The sequence below is a fragment of the Sphingobium xenophagum genome (genome assembly GCF_031457465.1).
GTDB classification, from domain to species: domain Bacteria; phylum Pseudomonadota; class Alphaproteobacteria; order Sphingomonadales; family Sphingomonadaceae; genus Sphingobium; species Sphingobium xenophagum_A.
In genome coordinates this window covers 158,432-178,191 of record NZ_JAVDWV010000004.1, presented here as the reverse complement: position 1 = coordinate 178,191, position 19,760 = coordinate 158,432, and the positions used below count along the sequence as shown (strand labels likewise).

Genomic DNA, 19,760 nt, shown 5'->3' with positions numbered 1-19,760 from the left:
CCATCTCAGTTCCCGGCCGGGCGCTGATCGCTATGGATCAGGCTGGGGGCAATGGCGACCTGCGTTGCCGTTGGTGGCTTTGCCGGGGCGAAGGTCGCGGTGGTCACATGCGGGGCAAGCGCTGGGATCGTATCGCGGATACGCTGCGCGACGGCACTCGCCAGCAACCATGCGCCATAGCTATTATGATGGGTCTTGTCCTTGCCGCCGTCGTTGAAGGCGGTGGGCGCGACATCGGGGCCAAGCGCCTCATAGATGGCGCGGCTATCCGCGTTCAGGTCGATCAGCGGCACGCCATCCTCCGCCGCGACCTTCCGCACCGCCGCCGCATAGTCACCCAGCGTATCGACGATCTTGCCCTGCGCATCGAAATTGCGCCGTTCGGGCGATGTCACCAGCACGGGATGCGCGCCGCGCCGTCGCGCTTCGGCGATATAGGCGCGCAGATAGGCGGGGTAGGTCGAATCCGCCGCAACCCAGGTCTGCGGCCATTGCTGCTTCTGGTCATTATGGCCGAACTGGATGAACAGCCAGTCGCCCGGCCGCATCGCCGACAGCAGCTTGTCGAAGCGCAAGCTGGTCAGAAAGGATTTGAGCGTCTCGCCCGACTTGGCGTGATTGGCGACGACGATCCGGTCATCCAGCATCGCGGGCAGCATCTGGCCCCAACTTGCCGCGGGTTCCGCATATTGATCGGTGACGGTGGAATCACCCGCCAGAAAGATGGCGGGGGCCGTGACCGGCTCGACGCGGATCGACCGGACCGACGGTTGGCCGAGGAACTCCAGCGTCAGCTTATCGTCCCAGGTAAATTCCTGCGCATCGCGCGCGTCGATGCGCACCCTGTCGCCACCCGGCGCCGTGGGCGGTGGCGGCGGCAGAGCGGGCGTGCGGACATCCACCAGGAAATGCCGTTCGACTTCCTCGCCTTTGCGGGTGCGTACAGAGCGCAGCATCAGGCGGCGCGCCTCGGCTTTTACCGTCGTATCGCCCGCGCGCGTCCGGTCCCCCAATCGCACGATCACGCGATAGCGGCCTTCGGGCAGCGCGATGGAATAGGCAAAACCCTGCGCATTGCCGCCCGGTTCGACGCCGTGGCTTGCCGCCTGATAGGGTTGCAACGAGTCGCGGTTAAGGACGATGGTCTGCCCCCCGGCAGCCGCCGCCAGCAGCAGGAAGAGCGCAGCGCTGGATGGCATGATATGAGCCTTTGCAGAGGTGCAAGAGCGGGGGAGCGCCACGAAGGCCGCCACGCTCCCCCCAGAATATCGGCCCGTGCAGAGGCCAATACAAATCCCGCTAAATAGGTTGTTAACCCATATATAGGGATAATAGCAGGGTCAATGGCCTTTCCTCTCGCATCATCTCCCGGGGTTGACAGAAACATCCCACAATGTGGGTATTAAAATCACATGATGATTTTTCTTTCCATTCCGCGACTCCCAATATAAGATGATATCGTAATCCACATAGTGGGACATTCGGATGTCGTCGGGGTGATGGCAACCGGTCAATAGGGGAGGAAGTCATGTTGCACACCCGTTCCGCATTTGCGCGCCGCAGCTCGGCCATCGCGATCGCCACCACGCTGCTTGTGGCGGTTCCCGCCATTGCCCAGGACCAGCCCGTCGCGGATCAATCCGAAACCGCCGATATCGTCGTCACCGGCTTCCGCGCCTCGCTCGACAGCGCATTGGGCATGAAACGCCGTGAAGCTGCCGCGATCGATTCGATCGTGGCGGAAGATATCGGCAAATTCCCTGACTCGAACCTCGCTGAATCGATGCAGCGCGTGCCGGGCGTGGCGCTTGCGCGTGGCGATGGTGGCGAAGGCCGTAATATCTCGGTCCGTGGCCTCGGCGCCGGTTTCACCCGCGTCCGCATCAACGGCATGGAAGGCACGGCGCAAACCGGCGGCTCGGACATTTATGGCGCGGGCAATAATGGCCGCAGCTTCGACTTCAACGTCTTCCCCACCGAAATCTTCTCGGCCCTCTCGGTGCGCAAGACACCCTCGGCCGATATCGAGGAAGGCTCGCTCGGTGCGACCGTCGATCTGTCGGCACCCAAGCCCTTCGATCAGAAGGAGGACTTCGTCCTCTCCATGACGGCGCGCGGCGTCTACAACGAACTATCGAAAAAGGTCGATCCGCGCGCCTCGCTGCTGGTTTCCAAACAGTTCGGCGATAGCGGTTTCGGCATATTGGGGTCGGTCGCCTATCAGCAGCGCAACCTGCGTGAAGTCGGCTATTCTGCGGTCGATCTGTTGCCAGCGAACATCAATGGTGGCTTCTGTTCGCCGCTCGGCGCACCAATCAATACGGCGGGCCAGACGCCCGCGCAGCTGGCGACGCGCGGCGTGACCGCCGAAAATTGCAGCACCGGCAATCCCCGCACTGGCTCGCAGGCAGCCTATGACACGATCCAGAATCTGCGTCGCGAAGGCGCGGAAGGGACGCCGGGTAGCGGTGCCTTCTTCCCCCGCCTGCCGCGCTATCTCAATAGCGAACAGAAGCAGGAGCGGATCGGCGGATCGTTGACTCTGCAATATCAGCCGGACGACCAGACCGATATCTCCGTCGATTTCCTCTATTCGCGGTTCGAAGTGACGCGGCGCGACAATTATATCGCCGCCGTCTCCTTTGCACGTAATGCGTCGAACCTGGGTCAGCCGATGACCTCGGTGCGCGAAATTGAATTCGACGAGAATGGATCATTGGTCCATGGCGTGTTCGATGGCGTCGATGTCCGCTCTGAAGGACTGGTCGATAATTTCGTCTCAACCTTCAAACAGGCCAATGTCAACTTCAAGCGCGAGCTGAACGACAGCCTGACCGTCGATGCGATCGTCGGCTTCAACCGCTCGATCTGGAATGGCAAGAAGCGCCTGCAAACCTTCATGGATGCCGTCGATGTCGATGGTTTCTCGATCGACTTCCGGGATGGCGGCAGTACGCCGGTTCTGGGCTTTGGCACGGATGTCGGCAACCCCGGCAGCTTCGCCTATGCGCCGCCGCTCGCCGATGGCACCGTGCGCGGCGGCTTCAGCTTCCAGGGCAAGCCGTCGCGCAACAAGACCGATAATCTCACCGCTGGCGCGAACCTCACATGGAAAGCGAGCGAGGCCTTCTCGATCCGGGCGGGTGGCCAGTATCGGCGCAGCGACTTCCTCTCCACCTTCCTGCGGCCCTTCAATGCCGACACGGTGGTCCGCGACCTGCCCGCCGGCACGACGCTGGCGGACATCACGACCACCATCGGCGGCGTCGACAAGCTGTGGGGCAATGGTGCGCCCAGTGGCTGGGCAGCGATAGATGCCGAAAAATGGGCGGATACGTTCGGCTTTGACGCGGTACGCTATTGCGGCGTCGAATGTGGCGGTGGCCGCAGCCGGGTCCGCGAAGAGGTCACGAGCGGCTATGTGATGGCCAATTTCGACCTTGAGGATGCCATCGGCTTCAGCGTGCGCGGCGACGCGGGCGTGCGCTACGTCAAGACCGACATGCTCTCGTCGGGCTATATCCAGGTCGCCAGCACCACGACGCCGACCGGCCTTGCGGGACGGTTCGCCGCCGCCCGGAATGTCTATGACGACTGGTTGCCATCGGCCAACGTCGTGATCGAGCCGATGCAAAATCTGTTGGTGCGCTTCTCCGGTGCCAAGGTGCTGGCGCGCCCGGAACTGGGCCTGCTGACCCCCACCAGCGGCGTCAACCCGGTCACCCGCGTCGGCAATATCAACAATCCCTTCCTCGACCCGATCCGTGCCAACACGTTCGACGTCGCGGTGGAATGGTATTTCCGTCCCGGCTCGCTGCTGTCCGCCGCCTTCTTCTACAAGGACATCAAGAGCTTCGTCCAGAATGTGAACAGCCTCATTCCGTTCAACCAGTTGGGCCTGCCCAATGGTCTGCTCGAAAACAGCAACACCGACCCCAGCGAACCCTTCAACGTGTCGCAGCCGTTCAATACGCCGGGCGGCCCGCTGAAGGGCATCGAACTCAATGCGCAGATCCCCTTCACCTTCTTCGATGGGTTCCTGGGCAATTTCGGCATGCTGGCCAACTTCACCCATGTCACGTCGAAGATTGACTATATCCTCGCCAGCGTGAACGGCGTGCCGACGGTGACCACCACGGCGGACCTTGTCGGCCTGTCGAAGAACACGGCGTCGGGCACGCTCTATTATGAGGATGAGAAGTTCAGCATCCGCACCACGGGCAATTTCCGCGATAAGTTCATCCGCGGCATCCCCGCTTCGCCGGGCAGTGATCTGGTCGGCAATGCCAAGACCTTCTACATGGACGCATCGGCCTCCTTCGCCGTGACCGATCGCCTCAAGCTCATCGTCGAGGCCCAGAACCTGACCGATGAACAGAACCGCCTCTATACCGACAGCGTGCGGCAGGACACCTTGTTCGAAACGCGCATCGGCCGCACCTTCACCTTCGGCGTGACCTACCGGATGTAAAGACACCCTCCTCCCACAACCTAAAGGGCGCGATCATTGCGATGATCGCGCCCTTATTGTTTTTGGGGACTGCCGCCCGTTCAGCGTGGCCCGCTATACCCCACTGCGGCGCTGATCTGCTCGGCCGACCGCATCACCTGCAGCGCCAGTGTCGTGCGCAATTCATCGGTCAGATAATGGGCCGCGCTGGCAATCGAGATGGCGATGCAGATATTGCCCTTCGCGTCGCGGATCGGTGTCGCGATCGAACGGACACCGTCGCCCAATTCGCTGTCATGCAGCACTTCGCCCCGCGCCTTGTGGCCCTGCATTTCGGCGATGAAAGCGTTGATCGCCGCGCGCGACGGCTTGCCGCCCTTGGCCGCAACATACAGCCGCTCCCAGGTCGCCGCATCCTCGTCCAGCAACAGCGCCTTGCCCAGGCCCGTTTCCGCGATCGGCCGACGATCGCCCGGTGCCGTGGCTACGCGCAACCGCTGCGTTCCTGTCACCCGGTCGAGATGGCGGGAAAAATCCCCCTCGCGCTTGCCCACGAACACGCAAAAACCGCTGCGTTCGGACAATAATTCCATGAAAGGCCGGGCAATCCGCACAAAGTCGATCTGCTCGGTCGCCAGCACGCCGAGCTGCAGCAGCTTCGGCCCCAGAGCAAAGCCATCTCGCGTCACGGCCAGATAATTGCGTGACTTGAGCGCCTGCACCAGCCGGTGGGCCGTGGTCTTGCTCATGCCGAGCTTTCGGGCCAGGTCGGCGGCGCGAATGGGGCCGTCGATCACCTCGTCCATGATGTCGAGCGCGCGCATCAGTGTCTGCGTGCCCTTGACGCCCGGTTCCTTGCTGTCTTCGCTATCGCTCATATCATGTTCGCCATGCGTCCCAAATAAAGGAACGTCTATCCTTCAAATCAGCCCGCCTGTCAGCAGCTTTATGCGGTGCGCGATCAAGCCTGATAGTCGAGCGCGCCGCGCCGCGCCAACTCCCCGCTCGCCGGATCAAAGAGCATGTTGAGCACCAGCCCCACCGCCAGCACCGCCGCAAACAGTGTCGCGAGGTAGAAGCCATAAATGGCATCGCCGAAATAATCGCCGATCAACCCCATGGCCAGCGGCGCGATCACCGCACTGACGCAGGTAAAGAAGAGGATGACACCCGAAATCGCACCATGCTGCGGCTTGGGAAAGCAGCTAATGCCTTTGGAATTGAGCGTCGGATACAGCACCGACATGAACAGGCCCGACAAGGGCAGCGTCATCACCGCCATCGGCCGCCCGCCAAAAATGGCCAGCGCAAAGCAGAGCAGGATCGCGACGCCGCAAAAGGCCAGCACCGCGGTCCAGTTGAACCGCTCCAGCAGCCAGAAACCGGCAAAACGGCCGACCACGCGCAAGATGAAGAAGATCGACAGCGCATAGGCCGCCCATTGCCAGGCCGGACCCGCATAGCCCGCCAACAATGTCGGCATCCATACATAGATGGCGGTCTCCACGCCCACATAGAGCATGATTCCGCTGCTGAAGGCCAGCGCATAGCGATTGCGCATCATCGCCAGCATATCGGCCATAGGCGCGCCCTCTGTCTTCGCTTGCACGGGTGGGTAGGGGACGCGCCAGGCGAGGATCATGAGCAACCCGCACAGAGCGGCGGCGATCAGATAGAGCCATTTCCACGACGCATCATGCGACAGCAGATAGGCGACGATCGCTGGCCCGATGATCGCGCCGATGCCGAAAAACCCCTCGACCACATTCATGGTCGCCGTATGCGCGCGCGTCGAAGTCGATATGTCGCCGATCAACGCCAGCGCTGCCGTCTTGAAAATGCCGACCGCGAGCCCGCCGACGAACAGCAGGACCAGGAACAGGCCGAAACTGCTGACCCAGGCAAACAGGGAGGCGCTCAAGCCGAACAGCGCCAGGCCCACCAAAATCGTCGGCTTGCGCCCGAACCGATCTGCCAGCGATCCCAGCAACACGCCGCCCAGCGCAATGCCGCTCATCGTCGCATAGTGAAAGGCACCGCCCGCCGTCATGCCCAGGCCAAATTGCCGGATCACCGACGGAATGATCACCCCAACCGACTCCGATGTCATCGCGAACATCAGGAACATCAAATAGGTGAGCCAACGAATGCGTGCCATTTGCCTGCGGTCCTAAACCAGCTTGTACATGCGAATGCGCACGGCGGGGGTGTCCATCTCCGGCACGGGGCCGACCGTGCCTGCAAACACGGCTTCGTTCAGCCAGGCATGCGGTCCATTGGGCACTTCGAACACGGCACTCGTCCGCGCATAGCCCTTGCCCGCAACCCCCTTGTTGCGGATGTGGATGACGGTGCCGTCGGCCTCCCGCATCAGATAGGCGGCCTCCAATTCGGTCATGCCGTCCGGGCGGATCAATTGCCAGTCCATGCCTTCGGGAAAGATGGTGCCGCTGATCCGTGGCCCCTTGAACGTGCCGCCAGTGATCGGAATGCGGACACGCTTGCCATGCGGCGTCTCGCCAATCTCTTCGGGCGGGCCCAATGTCACGATCGCCTCATAGACGAATTCCGCTTTGGGGATATCCTCTGCCACGGGCGCAGGCGCGGCCGCTTTCGCCATGACGGGAACGGCCGCCAGTCCGCCAGCGGCGAGCAGCAGGCTACGGCGCGTCTGCGGGTCGTTCGGGAATTGCCTATCGGCCATGATGCTACCCTTTCCGAAAAAATGGGACGTCCCTCTGGGACGCCCCACCTTAGCTTAGAATTGCATGCCGAGGCGCACGCCATAGGTGCGCGGCGGATCATAATTGGCGGTGGTGGAACTCCACACCGTCACCAGATTATTCGCCACGCGCTCATCCTCCAGATTGTTGACGAAGCCGGTGATCGACAACTGCCCATCTTCGGTTTCATACCGCAGGTTGAGGTCGGTCTTGGTATAGGATGGCCGGCGGCTCTGCGCATAATTTTGGATGTCGCTGAACGTCCGCGACTGGACGTAGAAATCCACGCTCGGCGTCAGGCTGCCTGCGCCGCCCAGGTCGAAGATATGCGCATAGCTCACCCGCGCGCTCCACTTCGGCGCATTGGGCAGTTCATTGCCCGACACATCGCGCACGACGTTGGTGGGCAGCGGCAGGTTGCCGAACGCACCGGTAACGCCGTTATAATTGCCGCTGCCCGAATTGAGATTGTCCGATGCCGTCGGGAAGGACCGGATCTTCGCGTCGAGATAGGAGACGAAGCCGCTGATCCGGTCATTGCTCGTCGGCCGGATGATCGTTTCCAGCTCGATGCCGCGCAGCCGCGCCGTCGCGGCATTGGTCGTCACTGCCGACACCTGGTTGGTCAGCGGATTGAGCACGATGCTCGACACCTGCAGATCCTTATAGTCCATGTTGAACGCCGTGGCGGCAAGATAGAGCTTGCCCCCCATCAACGAACTGCGCACGCCGATTTCGTAATTGGTCACGGTTTCGGGCTGATATTCCCGGAACTGCGGCGCGTTGCCTGTGGCTTCGAGGCCACCGCCACGAAAACCGGTGCCGACGCTGGCATAGGCCAGCGTTTCGGGCGTCAGTTCGTAATTCACGCCGGCCTTCCAACTGACGTTGGAAAATTTCGCTTCCGGCCGGTTGGTGTCATCGGTCAGGGCATAGACGAAGGGAATGCCGGGACAGGTCGTTGGCGTGATATTCTCCAGCGTGATCGTGTCGCCGGGACAGACAAGCTCGATATTGCGTTGGTTGACCTGCTCCCAGGTCGACCGCACACCACCCAGGATTTTCAGGCCCGGTGCCAGTTCATAGGTGCCCTGGCCGAACACCGCCTGCGACTTGGTGCCCTGACCGCGATAGGAGGTCACGACATCGACGCCGCTGATGGTCGTGATGTTATTGCCCGTGCCTGCGACTTTGGCGAGTCCCGCGGCAGTGAGGATGCTGCCGAACGGCGCGGGCGCGGTATCGCCGGCATGCAGCAGGCGCGTGCCCGACGGCTGCTTGTCCTGATAGAGGAAGCCGCCCAGCACCAGGTCGAACCGGCCGGAATTAAAATTGACGTTCAATTCATGCGACTGGGTTTCGGTACGGCGGTTGATATTCTGCTGCGTAAACACGCCCGTCGCGGCATCCACGCCATTATTCTTCAGCACCGAATAGCCTGCCAGATAGGTGAGCGACAGCGCATCCGTCGCCTGCCAGGTCAGGCGCGACCGGGCGGCATAATATTTCAGGTCCATCTGATTATCGGTGACCAGATCCTGACCCGGATTGACGACTTCATCATAGATGGTCTGGATCGGGCCGAAGACCCCCGCCGCGATATCCGCATCGGGATAGACGTTGCGGCTGCGCATATAGGTCAGCGGGATCGTGCCCTTATTTTCCCCATAGTTGAGCGAAAGGCGCCAGGTCAGGCTGTCGCCCAGACGCAGGATGCTGTTGACGCGCAAGCCCGCCTGGTCGGTCTTGTTGTAATTCTGCCGGGCGCCATATTTGCCCTCGAACCCGTCATCGACCTGACGATAGGCGGCGATGCGCAGGGCAAAAGCGTCACTGATCGGCAGGTCGACGGCGGCGCGGGCGCGGACTTCGTTGAACCGGCCATATTGGATATCGGCATTGAAGCCCAAATCCTTGCCCGGATCGGCGGTGTTGATATTGACGACGCCTGCGGTAGCATTGCGCCCATAGACGGTGCCCTGCGGCCCGCGCAGCACTTCGACGGAACCAAGATCGAACAGGCCCAGCGTCAGCACGGCGGCGGACGGATCATAGATGCCGTCGATCTGCGTCGCGACCGTGGAATAGCCGCTGAAGCTGTTGTTGCTGCCGATGCCGCGAATGGCAAAGCCGTTCTGGCTCGATTGCAGGCCCGGCACCGTGCTGGTCAGCGCGGCGGCGGAATCAATGCCTTGGCGGGTCAGGCTATCCTGCGACACGACGCTGATCGCGACCGGCGCCTTGGACAATTTTTCGGAGGTCTTTTGCGCGGTGACGATAATGTCGCCGCCATAATTATCGGCCATGTCCGTTTCAGCCTGCGGCTGCGCTACGTTCTGCGCCAGCGCGGGGAAGGACAAAGCGGCGACACTGGCGCCGACGAACAGAAATGAGAAATGCTTCACGATACTCTCCCTTTTTATAGAGGCTTGGATCGTCACCCTGTTTCGATCCGAGTCCCTGTTTTCATGCTGTGATTTAGAAGTTGAAATGGTCCCACGCGGCCTTGGCCATGGCGGCATAGCCCTCGTCCGACGGGTGGAGTTTGTCGCCGCAATCATACAGGGCGAGGATCTGGTCGGGCGCGGCGGGATCGCGGACGGCGGCGTCGAAATCGATCACGCCGTCAAATTCGCCGCTGGTGCGGATCCACTGGTTGATGGCCTGGCGGATCTCTTCTTTGGCAGGCGTCGCATAGCCCGGAAAGGTCGAACCCAGGAACGGCGTCAGCGTCGCGCCATGGACCCGAATGCCCTGCGCCCGCGCCCGCGCGATCATCTGGCGATAGCCCGCGATCAGGTCATCGGCGGTGATCGTGTCATGCAGCCCGTCGGTGCGCGGATTGTCCAGGCCGCTCAGCCCCAGATCGTTGATCCCTTCCAGCAGGACGATGTCGGTAACGCCCGGCACGGCCAGCGCGTCGCGGTCGAACCGCGCAAGGCCGCTCGGCCCCACTTCTTCGCGCAACACCCGATTGCCGCCGATGCCCGCATTGGCGATGCCGATATTGGCGATCCCCTTGGCGTTCAGCATCTTGGCCAACTGCCCCGGCCAACCGCGCAGCAGCGGATCCTTGGCCCCAAAGCCATCGGTAATGGAATCGCCAAAAGCGACAATGGTCCGGGCGTCCTTGTCCGACTGCACCAGGACCGACGTGACGATTTCCCGGCTCGATACCGGCTTGGCGCCGCGCAACGTCGCCGATCCGGTCTGGTCGCCCCCGATCGCCCATTCGGCGCGATGATTGGGGTCGGCCTGCGGCAAAATCACCTTGGCGGGCAGATAGACGCTGACCACCGCCACCGCGCCCGGCTTCACCTGCAAGGCTAGCGGGTCGGACAAGAGGGGCGCCCCTGCGGGCAGCCGTACCGATCGCGCGCCCGAAAAGGTCAAAGGACGGATGGTGGCCGCATCGATCCGGCCCTGCGCATCGGCCAGGGCAATGGTCGCGCTGCCGATCGCGACATCGGCTGGCTGGGTGTCGCCCGACAGGCGCACCTGAACCTTCGTCCCGCCCGCGCTCAGGCGCAGATGATAGCGGATGGTCCCCTGAACCTCCGGTGCCGGTTCCCAGAAATCGAACGGTAGCTTGGCGACCGGCAAAGACGGGCTGGACGCCCAACTCGCCACCCACCGGCCATCGTCCGCCGCCACCGCCTGCATGGGCAGCAGCGCCGCCTGCATCGCGATGACCCCAAGGGCCAGCCGGCCTATCATCCTCTTACGCATTCGAAGCTTTCCTTTTTCTCGACATCGCCCTGACCCTTGTACCGGGCATAAGCGGGGTATCGGCAGATCGGGCGGGTGCGTCCCGGCCAGGGACTGGCCGCCGCAGCCACGGCATTGAGCTGTTCGGGCGCACGGCCCTGCTCGACCCAATCGACCATCGCGGCAAAGGCGTCATAGCGATCGGTCGATGGCCCACCCTCGCAATGGTTCATGCCGGGCACAGGGAAGACGCGCACGGTGTCCGCGCCTTTGCCCGCATAACGGGCGTCGACCTCCCGATACCATTGCAGCGTGTCGTCCAGCGAGAAGACCGGATCGGCCGCGCCATGCGGCACGATCAGCTTGCCGCCAGCCGCCCGGAAACCATCGATATCGGGCGACCGCGCCGACATCATGTCCCAGCCCGAAGCTGGGAAGGGGGCCGCCACGCGATAGATGGCGTCCGCATCCCGATCGAAATCATAAGCCATCTGCCATTGCATCATGCCCTGCGGATCGGCCGCGACCAGCTTGGGCGGCGTCTGGAAGATCGCGGACAGGGCCGATCCGCCGACGACGATGCTGAGCGCCGGAACGCCCTCCTTGGCCAGTCCCAATTTCCACACAGCCCAGCCCGGCTCGCCGACGCCCCCGTCCCAGGGGAAACGGACATAGAGGGGCGAGCCATCGCTCTTGCGCGGACCGGCCATGGATCGAACAAGCGCATCGATCTGCAAATTGGACAAACATTGTCCGTTTCGCTGTCCGGTACAGGCAAAACTGCGCAGGACCGGCAGCACATCTTCATTGCCGCACTGGCCATAATGCGCGACCAAACCATCAGCCACGCCATCCTTGGCGTCGCACGCCTTCAGAATGGCCTGCCGCACGATCCCCAATTCACTGGTCGAAAATGCGTTTGCCAATTGCCCGAACGGCCGTACGCCATCGGAGCCGGGCGGCACGAGGCGTCCAAATGTCTGCACGTCCCAGGCCTGCGCCAGCGCCGCCCGTGGCAGCGACATGCCCGGCGCCGCCGCAATGATACCGTCAAAGGCGTCAGGATAGCGATGGGCCAGCGCCAACCCTTCCTGCCCCCCCTTGGAACAGCCCGCGAAATAGGAATAGCGCGGCGCGCTGCCATAAAAGGTCGCGATCGCCGCCTTGGCCGCATCGGTCACCGCCGCCAATGACGCATAGGCATAGTTGCGCCGCGCGTCGGGGTCGAAGCCGAACGCTACCGCACCGCCCTTGGCCGGATCGCTGTTGACCGCATTGTCATGGCCCGAATCCTGGCTGACCACTGCATAGCCCTGCGCAAGCGCTGGCGTGACCAGACCGACACCGGCCAGCGCGCCCAGGGCACTGCCAACGTCGCCATTGGTGCCACCGCCGCCCTGGAACAGGAAACGCCCATTCCACTCCATCGGTAGGCGCAAATGGAATTTGATCGCATAGCTCTGACCGTCCGCGCCCTGCCGTTCGGCCATCACGGCCTGAACATCGCAATGCGCCTTCAAGGGGACCGTGCTGTCATATTGAAAACCGCGCGGATCGGGCGCAGGTGCTGGCCCTTCCGGTACGAATGTTGCGCTGGTCACCCGCGTCGATGCGTCGGGCCAATGGCCTTGCAAGGTCGATGCAAAGGCGGCGCATCGATCGCCGACCGCTGCGGTCGGCGCGACATCTGTCAAGGATGTGCAGCCGCTCAGCGCCACGATCGCTGCGGCTATGCCGGAATACCGCCATCCCTTCATGCTTGGCTCCCCCTCAACGCATTCTGCCCCACGATGATCGCACCCAATGGCCCGGCGTCGCGTCCCAGGGCAGGCGGCACGATCAGCATCTCCAGCGCAGTGAGATCCAGCCCCGCCAGATAACCGCCCAGATTGGCGGCGACCGCCACCCGTATCTTCGCAAGCAGGGTCGGACGGTAATCCAGCACCCCGCCGCCAATCACCAGTCGCTGGGGCGACACGCACAGGATCAGCATCGCCACCCATTCGCCCAGTTCGCGCGCCACCCGATCCCAAAGCAGATCGTCATCCGCCACATCGGCCAATGCACCATTCGCCCGCGCCGCAAGCGCCGGACCACCGACCAGCCCCTCCAGGCAATCGCCATGGGCAGGGCAGGCGCCTTCGAACATGTCGCCCGCCGTCCGCCGGATACGCATATGCCCCGCTTCAGGGTGAAGGCGGCCATGCACCGCCTTGCCATCGACCACCAGGCCAAGGCCAACGCCCGTCCCGATCGTTGCATAGCCGTGCACCGTACATCCCATCGCCGCGCCCCATTGCCCCTCGGCCAGGGCCGCGCCCCCGACATCGGTGTCGATGCCGACGGGCAGGGCGAAGCGGCGCGCAAAATGGCCATACACATCCGCCCCGGCCCAGCCGGGCTTAGGCGTATTCTCCATGTGGCCAAAACGCGGACTGCTGGCGTCCAGGCATAGCGGCCCGAAACTGCCGATCCCGATAGCCGCGAACGGCACTTCGTCTTGCCATGCCGCCAAGGTCGCCGAAATCCGATCGAGCGTCTCCGGCCCCTCGGTCGCCCAGCGCTCCTGCCGCAGAATATTTTTGCCCTGCGCCAGCGTCGCAATACATTTGGTGCCGCCCAATTCGACGCCCGTGATCAAAGTTTCCGGTGCCATCATGCCAGCCATGCTTTGTGGCCATCGATTATAAGCCGCAATTCGGGGGCAGGGGTGCCGCCGAAATGCGCCCGCGCCTGCACGACATCGCGCGGCGGCTCCGCCAACCCGACCAGATCGGCGAAGCTCTGCACGCATAAATCCGGCAGGACCAGCCAGCTATAGGCCTGGAACGGGGCGGACGGTGGATTGCCGAACACCAGCCCCGACCCGTTGAGCGGTCGCCACGGGCCAAACAGCCTGCCCGCCACCATGCCATAAAGCCCGGTCGGTCCAGCTGGACCATCGGCCGCGAACACCTTGGTCTGCGTCGACCAGAACAGATAATAGCGCCCGTCCCGCATGATGACATGCGGCCGTTCCAGCTCATTGTTCAGCCCATCCGCCTCGACCAGCGGGGGCAGGATCTGCCACTCCTGGTCAACGCCCCGGCGCGCAATGCCGACCGCCCCATTCCATGCAGACCGCGACCTGGCTATCGATCCGGCAAACAGAATATAGTCTTGATTGTCGGCCGGATCGTGGAAAAAGGCCGGATCGCGAAATGCCTTGATCGTGCCGACCGCACCGCCGCCTGCCATGTCGCGGCTATAATGAACATCGTCCGGCGTCAGAAACTCGACAGGCTCCGACCAAGGAGAGAGGGTGATGGTGTCACCCTGCACAGCCAAGGCGGCGCAGCTATAGAATAGCCGCTGGGCAAAGCTGGTTTCCACCTCGCCCCGAACGCCGGCCACAGTGTAATAAAGCGTGATCGTCCCGCCTTCGGGCGAGAGGATGGCTGACCCGGACCATTCCCGGCTGCCCGGCGAAAAACCGTCCGGCAACACCGGCCCCAGATCGCGCCATTCACTATCCACGCGATGCAGCAGCCGCATCCGCGCCACGGCATGTCTGGCGTCGGGGTCGGGCAGAATGGGTGCCGACAGCGCGATGAACAGCGTGCCGCCTGCAATATCGGCCGGATGGCCATCCACATTCTGTACGGGCCAATAATCCCACAGGTCCAGCGCCTCGATCACGCGACGCTGCGCCGGGATGACCGGGGCGCAAGGCGCTGTAGAGCAATCGATGCGCTCGACGTCCTCTGCAGTCCAATGACTCGTGGCGGGCATTTCGCTCATGCGGCAACGCCCGCCCATGTCATGACCCCCGCCAAAGCGTGCAGTCCTTGGCGGAGGTCCGACTTCGCCCCGGCGGCACGAACGGCCGGAGAAGGCGCTGAAAAAGAGCGCAGGGCAGGATGGTCGTCATGGCTAAATCGACGTGCCGAACCCGGCACAATCTTTGCGTTAGCCCTCACCGATCATCCCCTACACGTAACTATCTTGTCGATGCTTTGATATTTCGAAAAACAAACGTTTGCAATATCAAATGCAAACGTTTGCAAAACTTTTTGCACATTAAGGTAATCGCCTGGTTTTGAAGCGGTTTAGGCCGACGCGCGCAACACGAGCGTTGGCTGAAGGGAGATAGAGGCGGCCTCCTCGCCCGCGATCCGCCGGAACAGCAGGTCGACCATCATCTGCGCGCCCAGCACGAAATTCTGCCGAATCGTCGTCAGCGGTGGCGTGGTCTGTTCGGCGATGAACACATCGTCATAGCCAACCACGGCGACGTCTTCGGGCACGCGCAATCCATGGTCGGCAATTGCCCGCAGCGCATTGAGCGCAATCACGTCCGACGCAGCGACGATGCCATCCGGCGCCCCATCCTCCTTCAGATATGTCCGTACCGTCGCATAGGCGGCTTCAGCCGTGACATGCGAGGGCAGGACAGCGCCTTGCGGCACCCCAGCCTGCGCGATCGCCGCGTTGAACCCGGCAAAGCGGGCTGCGAATTCCGGCACCGCAGGATTGCCGACGAAGGTCAGCTTTTTCCGGCCTTGCAACAGAAGATGCTGCGCGGCCAGCCGTCCGCCCTCGAAATTGTCCGACCCCACGGTCAGTTGGCTGTAACCGGGTATCGACGCCCCCCACACGATCAGCGGGGCATAGCTGGCGGACACTGTTTCGATCACGTCGATCTGGTCCGATTGCCCGACGATGATGACGCCATCGACTTTGCCGGATTCGACAAAGGCCTTGAGCCACTGGTCGTTCGAGGGAATGACGCGCGAGAGCAGCAGGTCATAACCGCGATCGGCCAGCGCATCGGCCAGCGACGCGATCAGGCTCATGAAGAAGGGATCGGTCAGATGCTGCTCGGTTTCATGGCCCAGCGGCAATATCACCCCCACTGCGCCGGTCCGCTGCAGCCGAAAATTGCGGGCGGCGACATTGATCTGGAAGTCATGCTCGCGCGCCAACTGTTTTATCTTGTCGCGGGTAGCGACAGCGACCAGCGGATTGTCAGCCAGCGCGCGGGAAACCGTGGATATGGACACGCCGGCAAGCGCGGAAAGGTCGGCAAGGTTGGAGGCTTTTTGGCGTTTCATCCACATATCCCAAATCGACCGCACCCATGCTTCTGGGCGTCGTCGTCCCGCTATAGACGTTTGCGCTATAAGGCGATTTGTCGGATCGGCGCAAATGGCGCTTTCCTGCCGCCTGTCGCTGGCCGTACGCACTCAAGCCTCAGTGTCGCCAAACTGTAAGAGAGCGCCACTAGGCGCCGTCCCCGAAATGTCGGCGCGCTGGATCGCAGGCATGGGTTGAGCGGACATCATGTGCTGACATCGTCGCGAGCGTCAAAGCAGAGCCTGCACCGGCGAACACCGCTGCGCGAGCGGGCGGGGCGCGAAAGTCGCCTGCTCGCTTATTCCTCGGGCAATATGGGCAAGGCGCTGCTCTTTTCCGGGGCTGACCTCACCATCCTGTTTCTCCTGACCGACCTGTTGGGCCAGTCGCCGACCAGCGCGGGTTCCTTGATGCTGGTCGCGGTGCTGGGCGACCTCGTCTTCGACCTGTTGGCGGCAAAGCTGGTCATCCGCCTGCGTCGCACCGGGCGGGGCTATCGCTGGATGGTCGCAGCGGCCGCCATGCCCTGCGGCGCTGCTTTCGCGCTGCTTTATGCCCTGCCAGCGCTCGGCGTACGCGATCTGTGGATTGTGGCCACAGGGCTGCTCCTGTTTCGCGGTGCCTATGCGGTGGTTGACGTGCCGCACAACGCGCTGATGGCACGTGTCACCTCGGACAGCCGATCGCGCGGCCGCGTATCGGGCTATCGCCTGTTCTTCAGCACGATAAGTTCGCTGGCAATCGCTATCATCCTCACGCCCATGGTTCAGACAGCCGGGCGGACCGGGGACTTCGGCCGACTTGCCATGGCTGGCGGCATCGCGTGTATCCTGTTTACCGGGACCATGGTGCTGAGCGCGCTGGCATCTGACAGCGGGACGACTGGCCCAGCCGACGTGACGGGCGGGGACGATGGCATCGCGATACCATTGCGCGATCCCCTGATTCTGGCACTAGCCCTGCTCGCCTTCATCACCGGCTTTGCCATCCCGATGTTCAGCCGGATGCTGCTCTACATCGGCACTTATGTAATCGAGCGCCCCGATCTGGTGAAGATGCTGCTGCTAGGCCTCACCATCGGCCAATTTCTGGGCGTTCTGGCCTGGACGTCGATCACCGGCCGTTTCAGCAAGGCGACCCTGTTGGCCGCGGGTCACGCCGTCTGCATCATTAGCATAATGCTGTTCGCCCTATGCCTGGCATGGCCCAATGCCCTGATCGCTTGCACACTGCTGATCGGCTTCGGGTTCGCCAGCATCTTCATGCTGCCCTGGGGCTTGCTGGCCGATGCCGTGGACGTCGTCGCCTGGCGTTACCATCGCCGGTTCGAAACCGGACTTTTCGCCTTCTATCTGGTGGTGGTGAAGGCGAGCGGCGCAGCCTCCACCGCACTGATCGGCTGGGCGCTGGGCTGGCTCGGCTATGCGCCTGATACCATCCAACCTGCGTCGGTCCAGGCGGGGATGCTGGTCATGGGATTGGGCGTACCGATCATCGGCAGCCTTTGCGCGATAGGACTGATGCGCGCCAACGACATCAGCCATACCCGCCATGCGCGCCTGCTCACGGCCCTGGTCTACCGAAGCAAGCGCGCCTTACGGCAACAGCGTCGGCTCAACTCGGTGCCGATCCGGTTTCCGGGTTGAAGCGGGGATTGTTGGCGTCGAGCGGCGACGGCGTGATTTTCGCGGGCGGTGTGGCGCTTTCGGCCCAGGCACGGCACAGCATATCGCGCAGCATCGCGGCACCTGCCGTTGTCCGGTCATAGACGAACGCGCGCACGTCGTTGTCGGCGAAATCGGCAAAGCCGTTGCGTTTTTCCAGCTTATACAGATCCTCCACCATGTCGCCCGCTTCGTTCAGAAAGCCCAGCACCGCGTCGAACATGTCGCCACTTTGGCGGCGCGGCACCCCGATGCGCGGCGCGATATCCGCTACTGTCAGGCCCATACCGTCGACGAATTGGCTTTCGAACCGGCCATGAACAGACCGATCGGTGGTGTAGCCTTTGGGGTTGTCGCCGCGCCATCCATCGGAATGGACAGAGTCGTGATGCGGTTGCGCCCCATCACCGATATAATGGCCCAAACGTATGACCTGAAAGGCGCAATGCTGTTCGGGGATCGACGCATCGCCGCCTTCGGCCTGGGCCTTTCGGACATAGCGCATGCAGGTGATCAACCGTTCATAGGCTTCCATCGCCGCATAGGGCAGGGTGCCGGTCCAGCGCACGTTAGTTCGCTGTGCAGTGTACGGGTCGCTGTCCTTTATCGTCTCATAATGTTTATAGAGCGCCAGGATAAACTCATAGCGTGACCGCGGAATCGGCTTTACGAAAGTGAACTGTTCCCGAAACCAGCCATGATTGGGGTCTTCCTCCATCTTGGAGAAATTCTCCGCATCCCCCCGCCAACTGTCGGGCAGCGAGGCGGAGGCTGCAATATAGTCGACATGCTTGCGCAGGAAGATCGGCCCGTCCTCCGGGATAGCCTCTATCGCCGCACGGTCGATCACGGCATGGGCGGTCTGGCCCCAGGCATGGGCGGCGGTGGGATGCAGCGCCAAGGCGCTGATCGTGGTGAGGGCGAGGAAAAGGGTTCGCATCGTCTGAACTCCGAAATCAGGGGTCGAGGGGATCGCGCGGATCGATCCGCGCCGATGCGCGGGAAGGGCGGAACAGCAACTCGGTGGGCGACAGGCGGCGGCCGACTTGCCCCGGCTGATAGCCAAGCTCCCGCTGGTTGCGCGTAACCAACTGTGGACTTTCGATCGAAGCGCTCTGGCCGGGGTTGCAGACGATCACGGCATCGCGATCCATCGGCGCATCCATCGCCATCAACAGGCGCGTTGCATTGCGCAAATTGGTGGTCGTGTGCCGGGCATAGGGTTCGATCAGGATCGCGTCGGCCGGTATGCCATAACGGTCGATCAGCGCGTTGCGCATCTGCTCCGCCTCGGCAAAGCGGGTCGCGCGGGGATGCGCCTTGCCCCCGGTCACGATGATGAAGGGCGCGTCCCCTTGCGCAAAGCGGCTGGCGGCCAGCCGAAGATGATATTTGCCAAAGGGGCTGATCGCCATGTCAGGCACTTCTGGCCCGACGCCCGTAACGATCAACGCTGAATAGCGATAGCGACGCCAGTCGAGCGTTCGCGCGCGCGCCATGGCGGCTGCATTCACGCCCCCTGTCAGCGGTTCGAAGCCGATCGCATCGGTCCGGTCGCTGCCGTCCAGTAAGGTCAGTGCATAGTCGATGCTGGGGTCCAACGCCTGCGCCGAGGTGTCGCGTGGGGTGCGTGACAGCCAATAGGCGGCCTGAAGCCGGGCCTGGCGTTCTTGCGGGTCGATCATTCCGGCCCCATCGATCTGCGCATAGGCGGCTGGCGCGCCCAGGCCATAGGTGCGCACGATGATGTTGATGCCTTCCATCTCGCGCCGGGCCTGCGCTGCCACCCCATCATCGGGGGCGGTCAGGCCAGCAGGCGCGGCCACCGACTTGGACACGGCGTCGATGTCCGTTTCCGTCCAGATCAGCGCCTGGGCGACGCAGAACATATCCTGCGCGCAGCCAGCGACGCGCCGCTGCCGACTGTCCAGCAGGGTGGCGATGGCCGCCTTGGAAACAAGTGCCCGAACGGCGGCCGGGTCGCGCGCCATCCCGTCGAAAAGCGGAAAGAGCCGCTGCGAAAGCCGTTCGGTCACGACGTCGCGAACGGCCCCGGCTTGTGCCGGGACCGTCGCGATCGCAACCGCAGCCATAGTGGCG

General features: G+C 62.9%; 14 protein-coding genes. 2 read left to right on the top strand and 12 right to left on the bottom strand.

Going from position 1 to position 19,760, the window contains the following annotated elements:
* Positions 1–5: 5 nt before the first annotated feature.
* Positions 6–1,199 carry a rhamnogalacturonan acetylesterase gene (locus J2W40_RS05415; RefSeq protein WP_310222451.1) on the bottom strand — a complete coding sequence of 398 codons (1,194 nt, stop codon included), beginning with the start codon at positions 1,197–1,199 and terminating at the stop codon, positions 6–8.
* Between the two features lie 329 nt (positions 1,200–1,528).
* Between J2W40_RS05415 and J2W40_RS05410 the strand changes: the two genes are divergently transcribed.
* Positions 1,529–4,471, top strand: a complete 2,943-nt coding sequence (locus J2W40_RS05410) for a TonB-dependent receptor (protein WP_310222449.1) — start codon at positions 1,529–1,531, stop codon at positions 4,469–4,471.
* A gap of 80 nt (positions 4,472–4,551) precedes the next feature.
* On the opposite strand, the gene J2W40_RS05405 is transcribed toward J2W40_RS05410, so the two are convergent.
* The 9 genes from J2W40_RS05405 to J2W40_RS05365 all read right to left on the bottom strand — a co-directional run bounded on the left by J2W40_RS05405 (position 4,552) and on the right by J2W40_RS05365 (position 15,974).
* The gene (locus J2W40_RS05405) at positions 4,552–5,328 is read right to left on the bottom strand and encodes an IclR family transcriptional regulator (protein ID WP_310222447.1); all 777 of its coding nucleotides are present in this window, start codon (positions 5,326–5,328) and stop codon (positions 4,552–4,554) included.
* An 83-nt stretch (positions 5,329–5,411) separates the two neighbouring features.
* A complete protein-coding gene (locus tag J2W40_RS05400) occupies positions 5,412–6,608 on the bottom strand; it encodes an MFS transporter (RefSeq protein ID WP_310222445.1) in 1,197 nt (398 codons plus the stop codon).
* A 12-nt stretch (positions 6,609–6,620) separates the two neighbouring features.
* Positions 6,621–7,154 (bottom strand): DUF3237 domain-containing protein, encoded by a 534-nt coding sequence (locus J2W40_RS05395; RefSeq protein ID WP_310222443.1) that lies wholly within the window; start codon positions 7,152–7,154, stop codon positions 6,621–6,623.
* Between the two features lie 54 nt (positions 7,155–7,208).
* Positions 7,209–9,578: a TonB-dependent receptor gene (locus tag J2W40_RS05390; RefSeq protein ID WP_310222442.1), complete on the bottom strand. Its 2,370-nt coding sequence runs from the start codon at positions 9,576–9,578 to the stop codon at positions 7,209–7,211.
* Positions 9,579–9,651: 73 nt separating this feature from the next.
* Entirely contained in the window at positions 9,652–10,902 is a 1,251-nt protein-coding gene (locus J2W40_RS05385) for an SGNH/GDSL hydrolase family protein (RefSeq protein ID WP_310222440.1), read from the bottom strand.
* On the bottom strand, positions 10,887–12,638 hold the full coding sequence (locus tag J2W40_RS05380) for a tannase/feruloyl esterase family alpha/beta hydrolase (protein WP_310222438.1): 1,752 nt from the start codon (positions 12,636–12,638) through the stop codon (positions 10,887–10,889). The genes J2W40_RS05385 and J2W40_RS05380 overlap by 16 nt, the downstream gene beginning before the upstream one ends.
* Positions 12,635–13,549: an ROK family protein gene (locus tag J2W40_RS05375; RefSeq protein WP_310222436.1), complete on the bottom strand. Its 915-nt coding sequence runs from the start codon at positions 13,547–13,549 to the stop codon at positions 12,635–12,637. Before J2W40_RS05375 ends, J2W40_RS05380 begins: the two co-directional genes overlap by 4 nt.
* Positions 13,537–14,661: a glycoside hydrolase family 68 protein gene (locus J2W40_RS05370; protein ID WP_310222435.1), complete on the bottom strand. Its 1,125-nt coding sequence runs from the start codon at positions 14,659–14,661 to the stop codon at positions 13,537–13,539. Before J2W40_RS05370 ends, J2W40_RS05375 begins: the two co-directional genes overlap by 13 nt.
* 308 nt (positions 14,662–14,969) lie before the next feature.
* On the bottom strand, positions 14,970–15,974 hold the full coding sequence (locus J2W40_RS05365) for a LacI family DNA-binding transcriptional regulator (RefSeq protein WP_310222433.1): 1,005 nt from the start codon (positions 15,972–15,974) through the stop codon (positions 14,970–14,972).
* A gap of 216 nt (positions 15,975–16,190) precedes the next feature.
* On the opposite strand from J2W40_RS05365, the gene J2W40_RS05360 reads away from it, so the two are divergent.
* On the top strand, positions 16,191–17,642 hold the full coding sequence (locus J2W40_RS05360) for an MFS transporter (protein ID WP_310222430.1): 1,452 nt from the start codon (positions 16,191–16,193) through the stop codon (positions 17,640–17,642).
* On the opposite strand, the gene J2W40_RS05355 is transcribed toward J2W40_RS05360, so the two are convergent.
* Both J2W40_RS05355 and J2W40_RS05350 read right to left on the bottom strand, forming a co-directional pair.
* Positions 17,611–18,600 (bottom strand): phospholipase C/P1 nuclease family protein, encoded by a 990-nt coding sequence (locus J2W40_RS05355; RefSeq protein WP_310222428.1) that lies wholly within the window; start codon positions 18,598–18,600, stop codon positions 17,611–17,613. The two genes, J2W40_RS05360 and J2W40_RS05355, sit on opposite strands and share 32 nt — an antisense overlap.
* A 16-nt stretch (positions 18,601–18,616) precedes the next feature.
* Positions 18,617–19,753: a YdcF family protein gene (locus J2W40_RS05350; protein ID WP_310222426.1), complete on the bottom strand. Its 1,137-nt coding sequence runs from the start codon at positions 19,751–19,753 to the stop codon at positions 18,617–18,619.
* Positions 19,754–19,760: the final 7 nt, after the last annotated feature.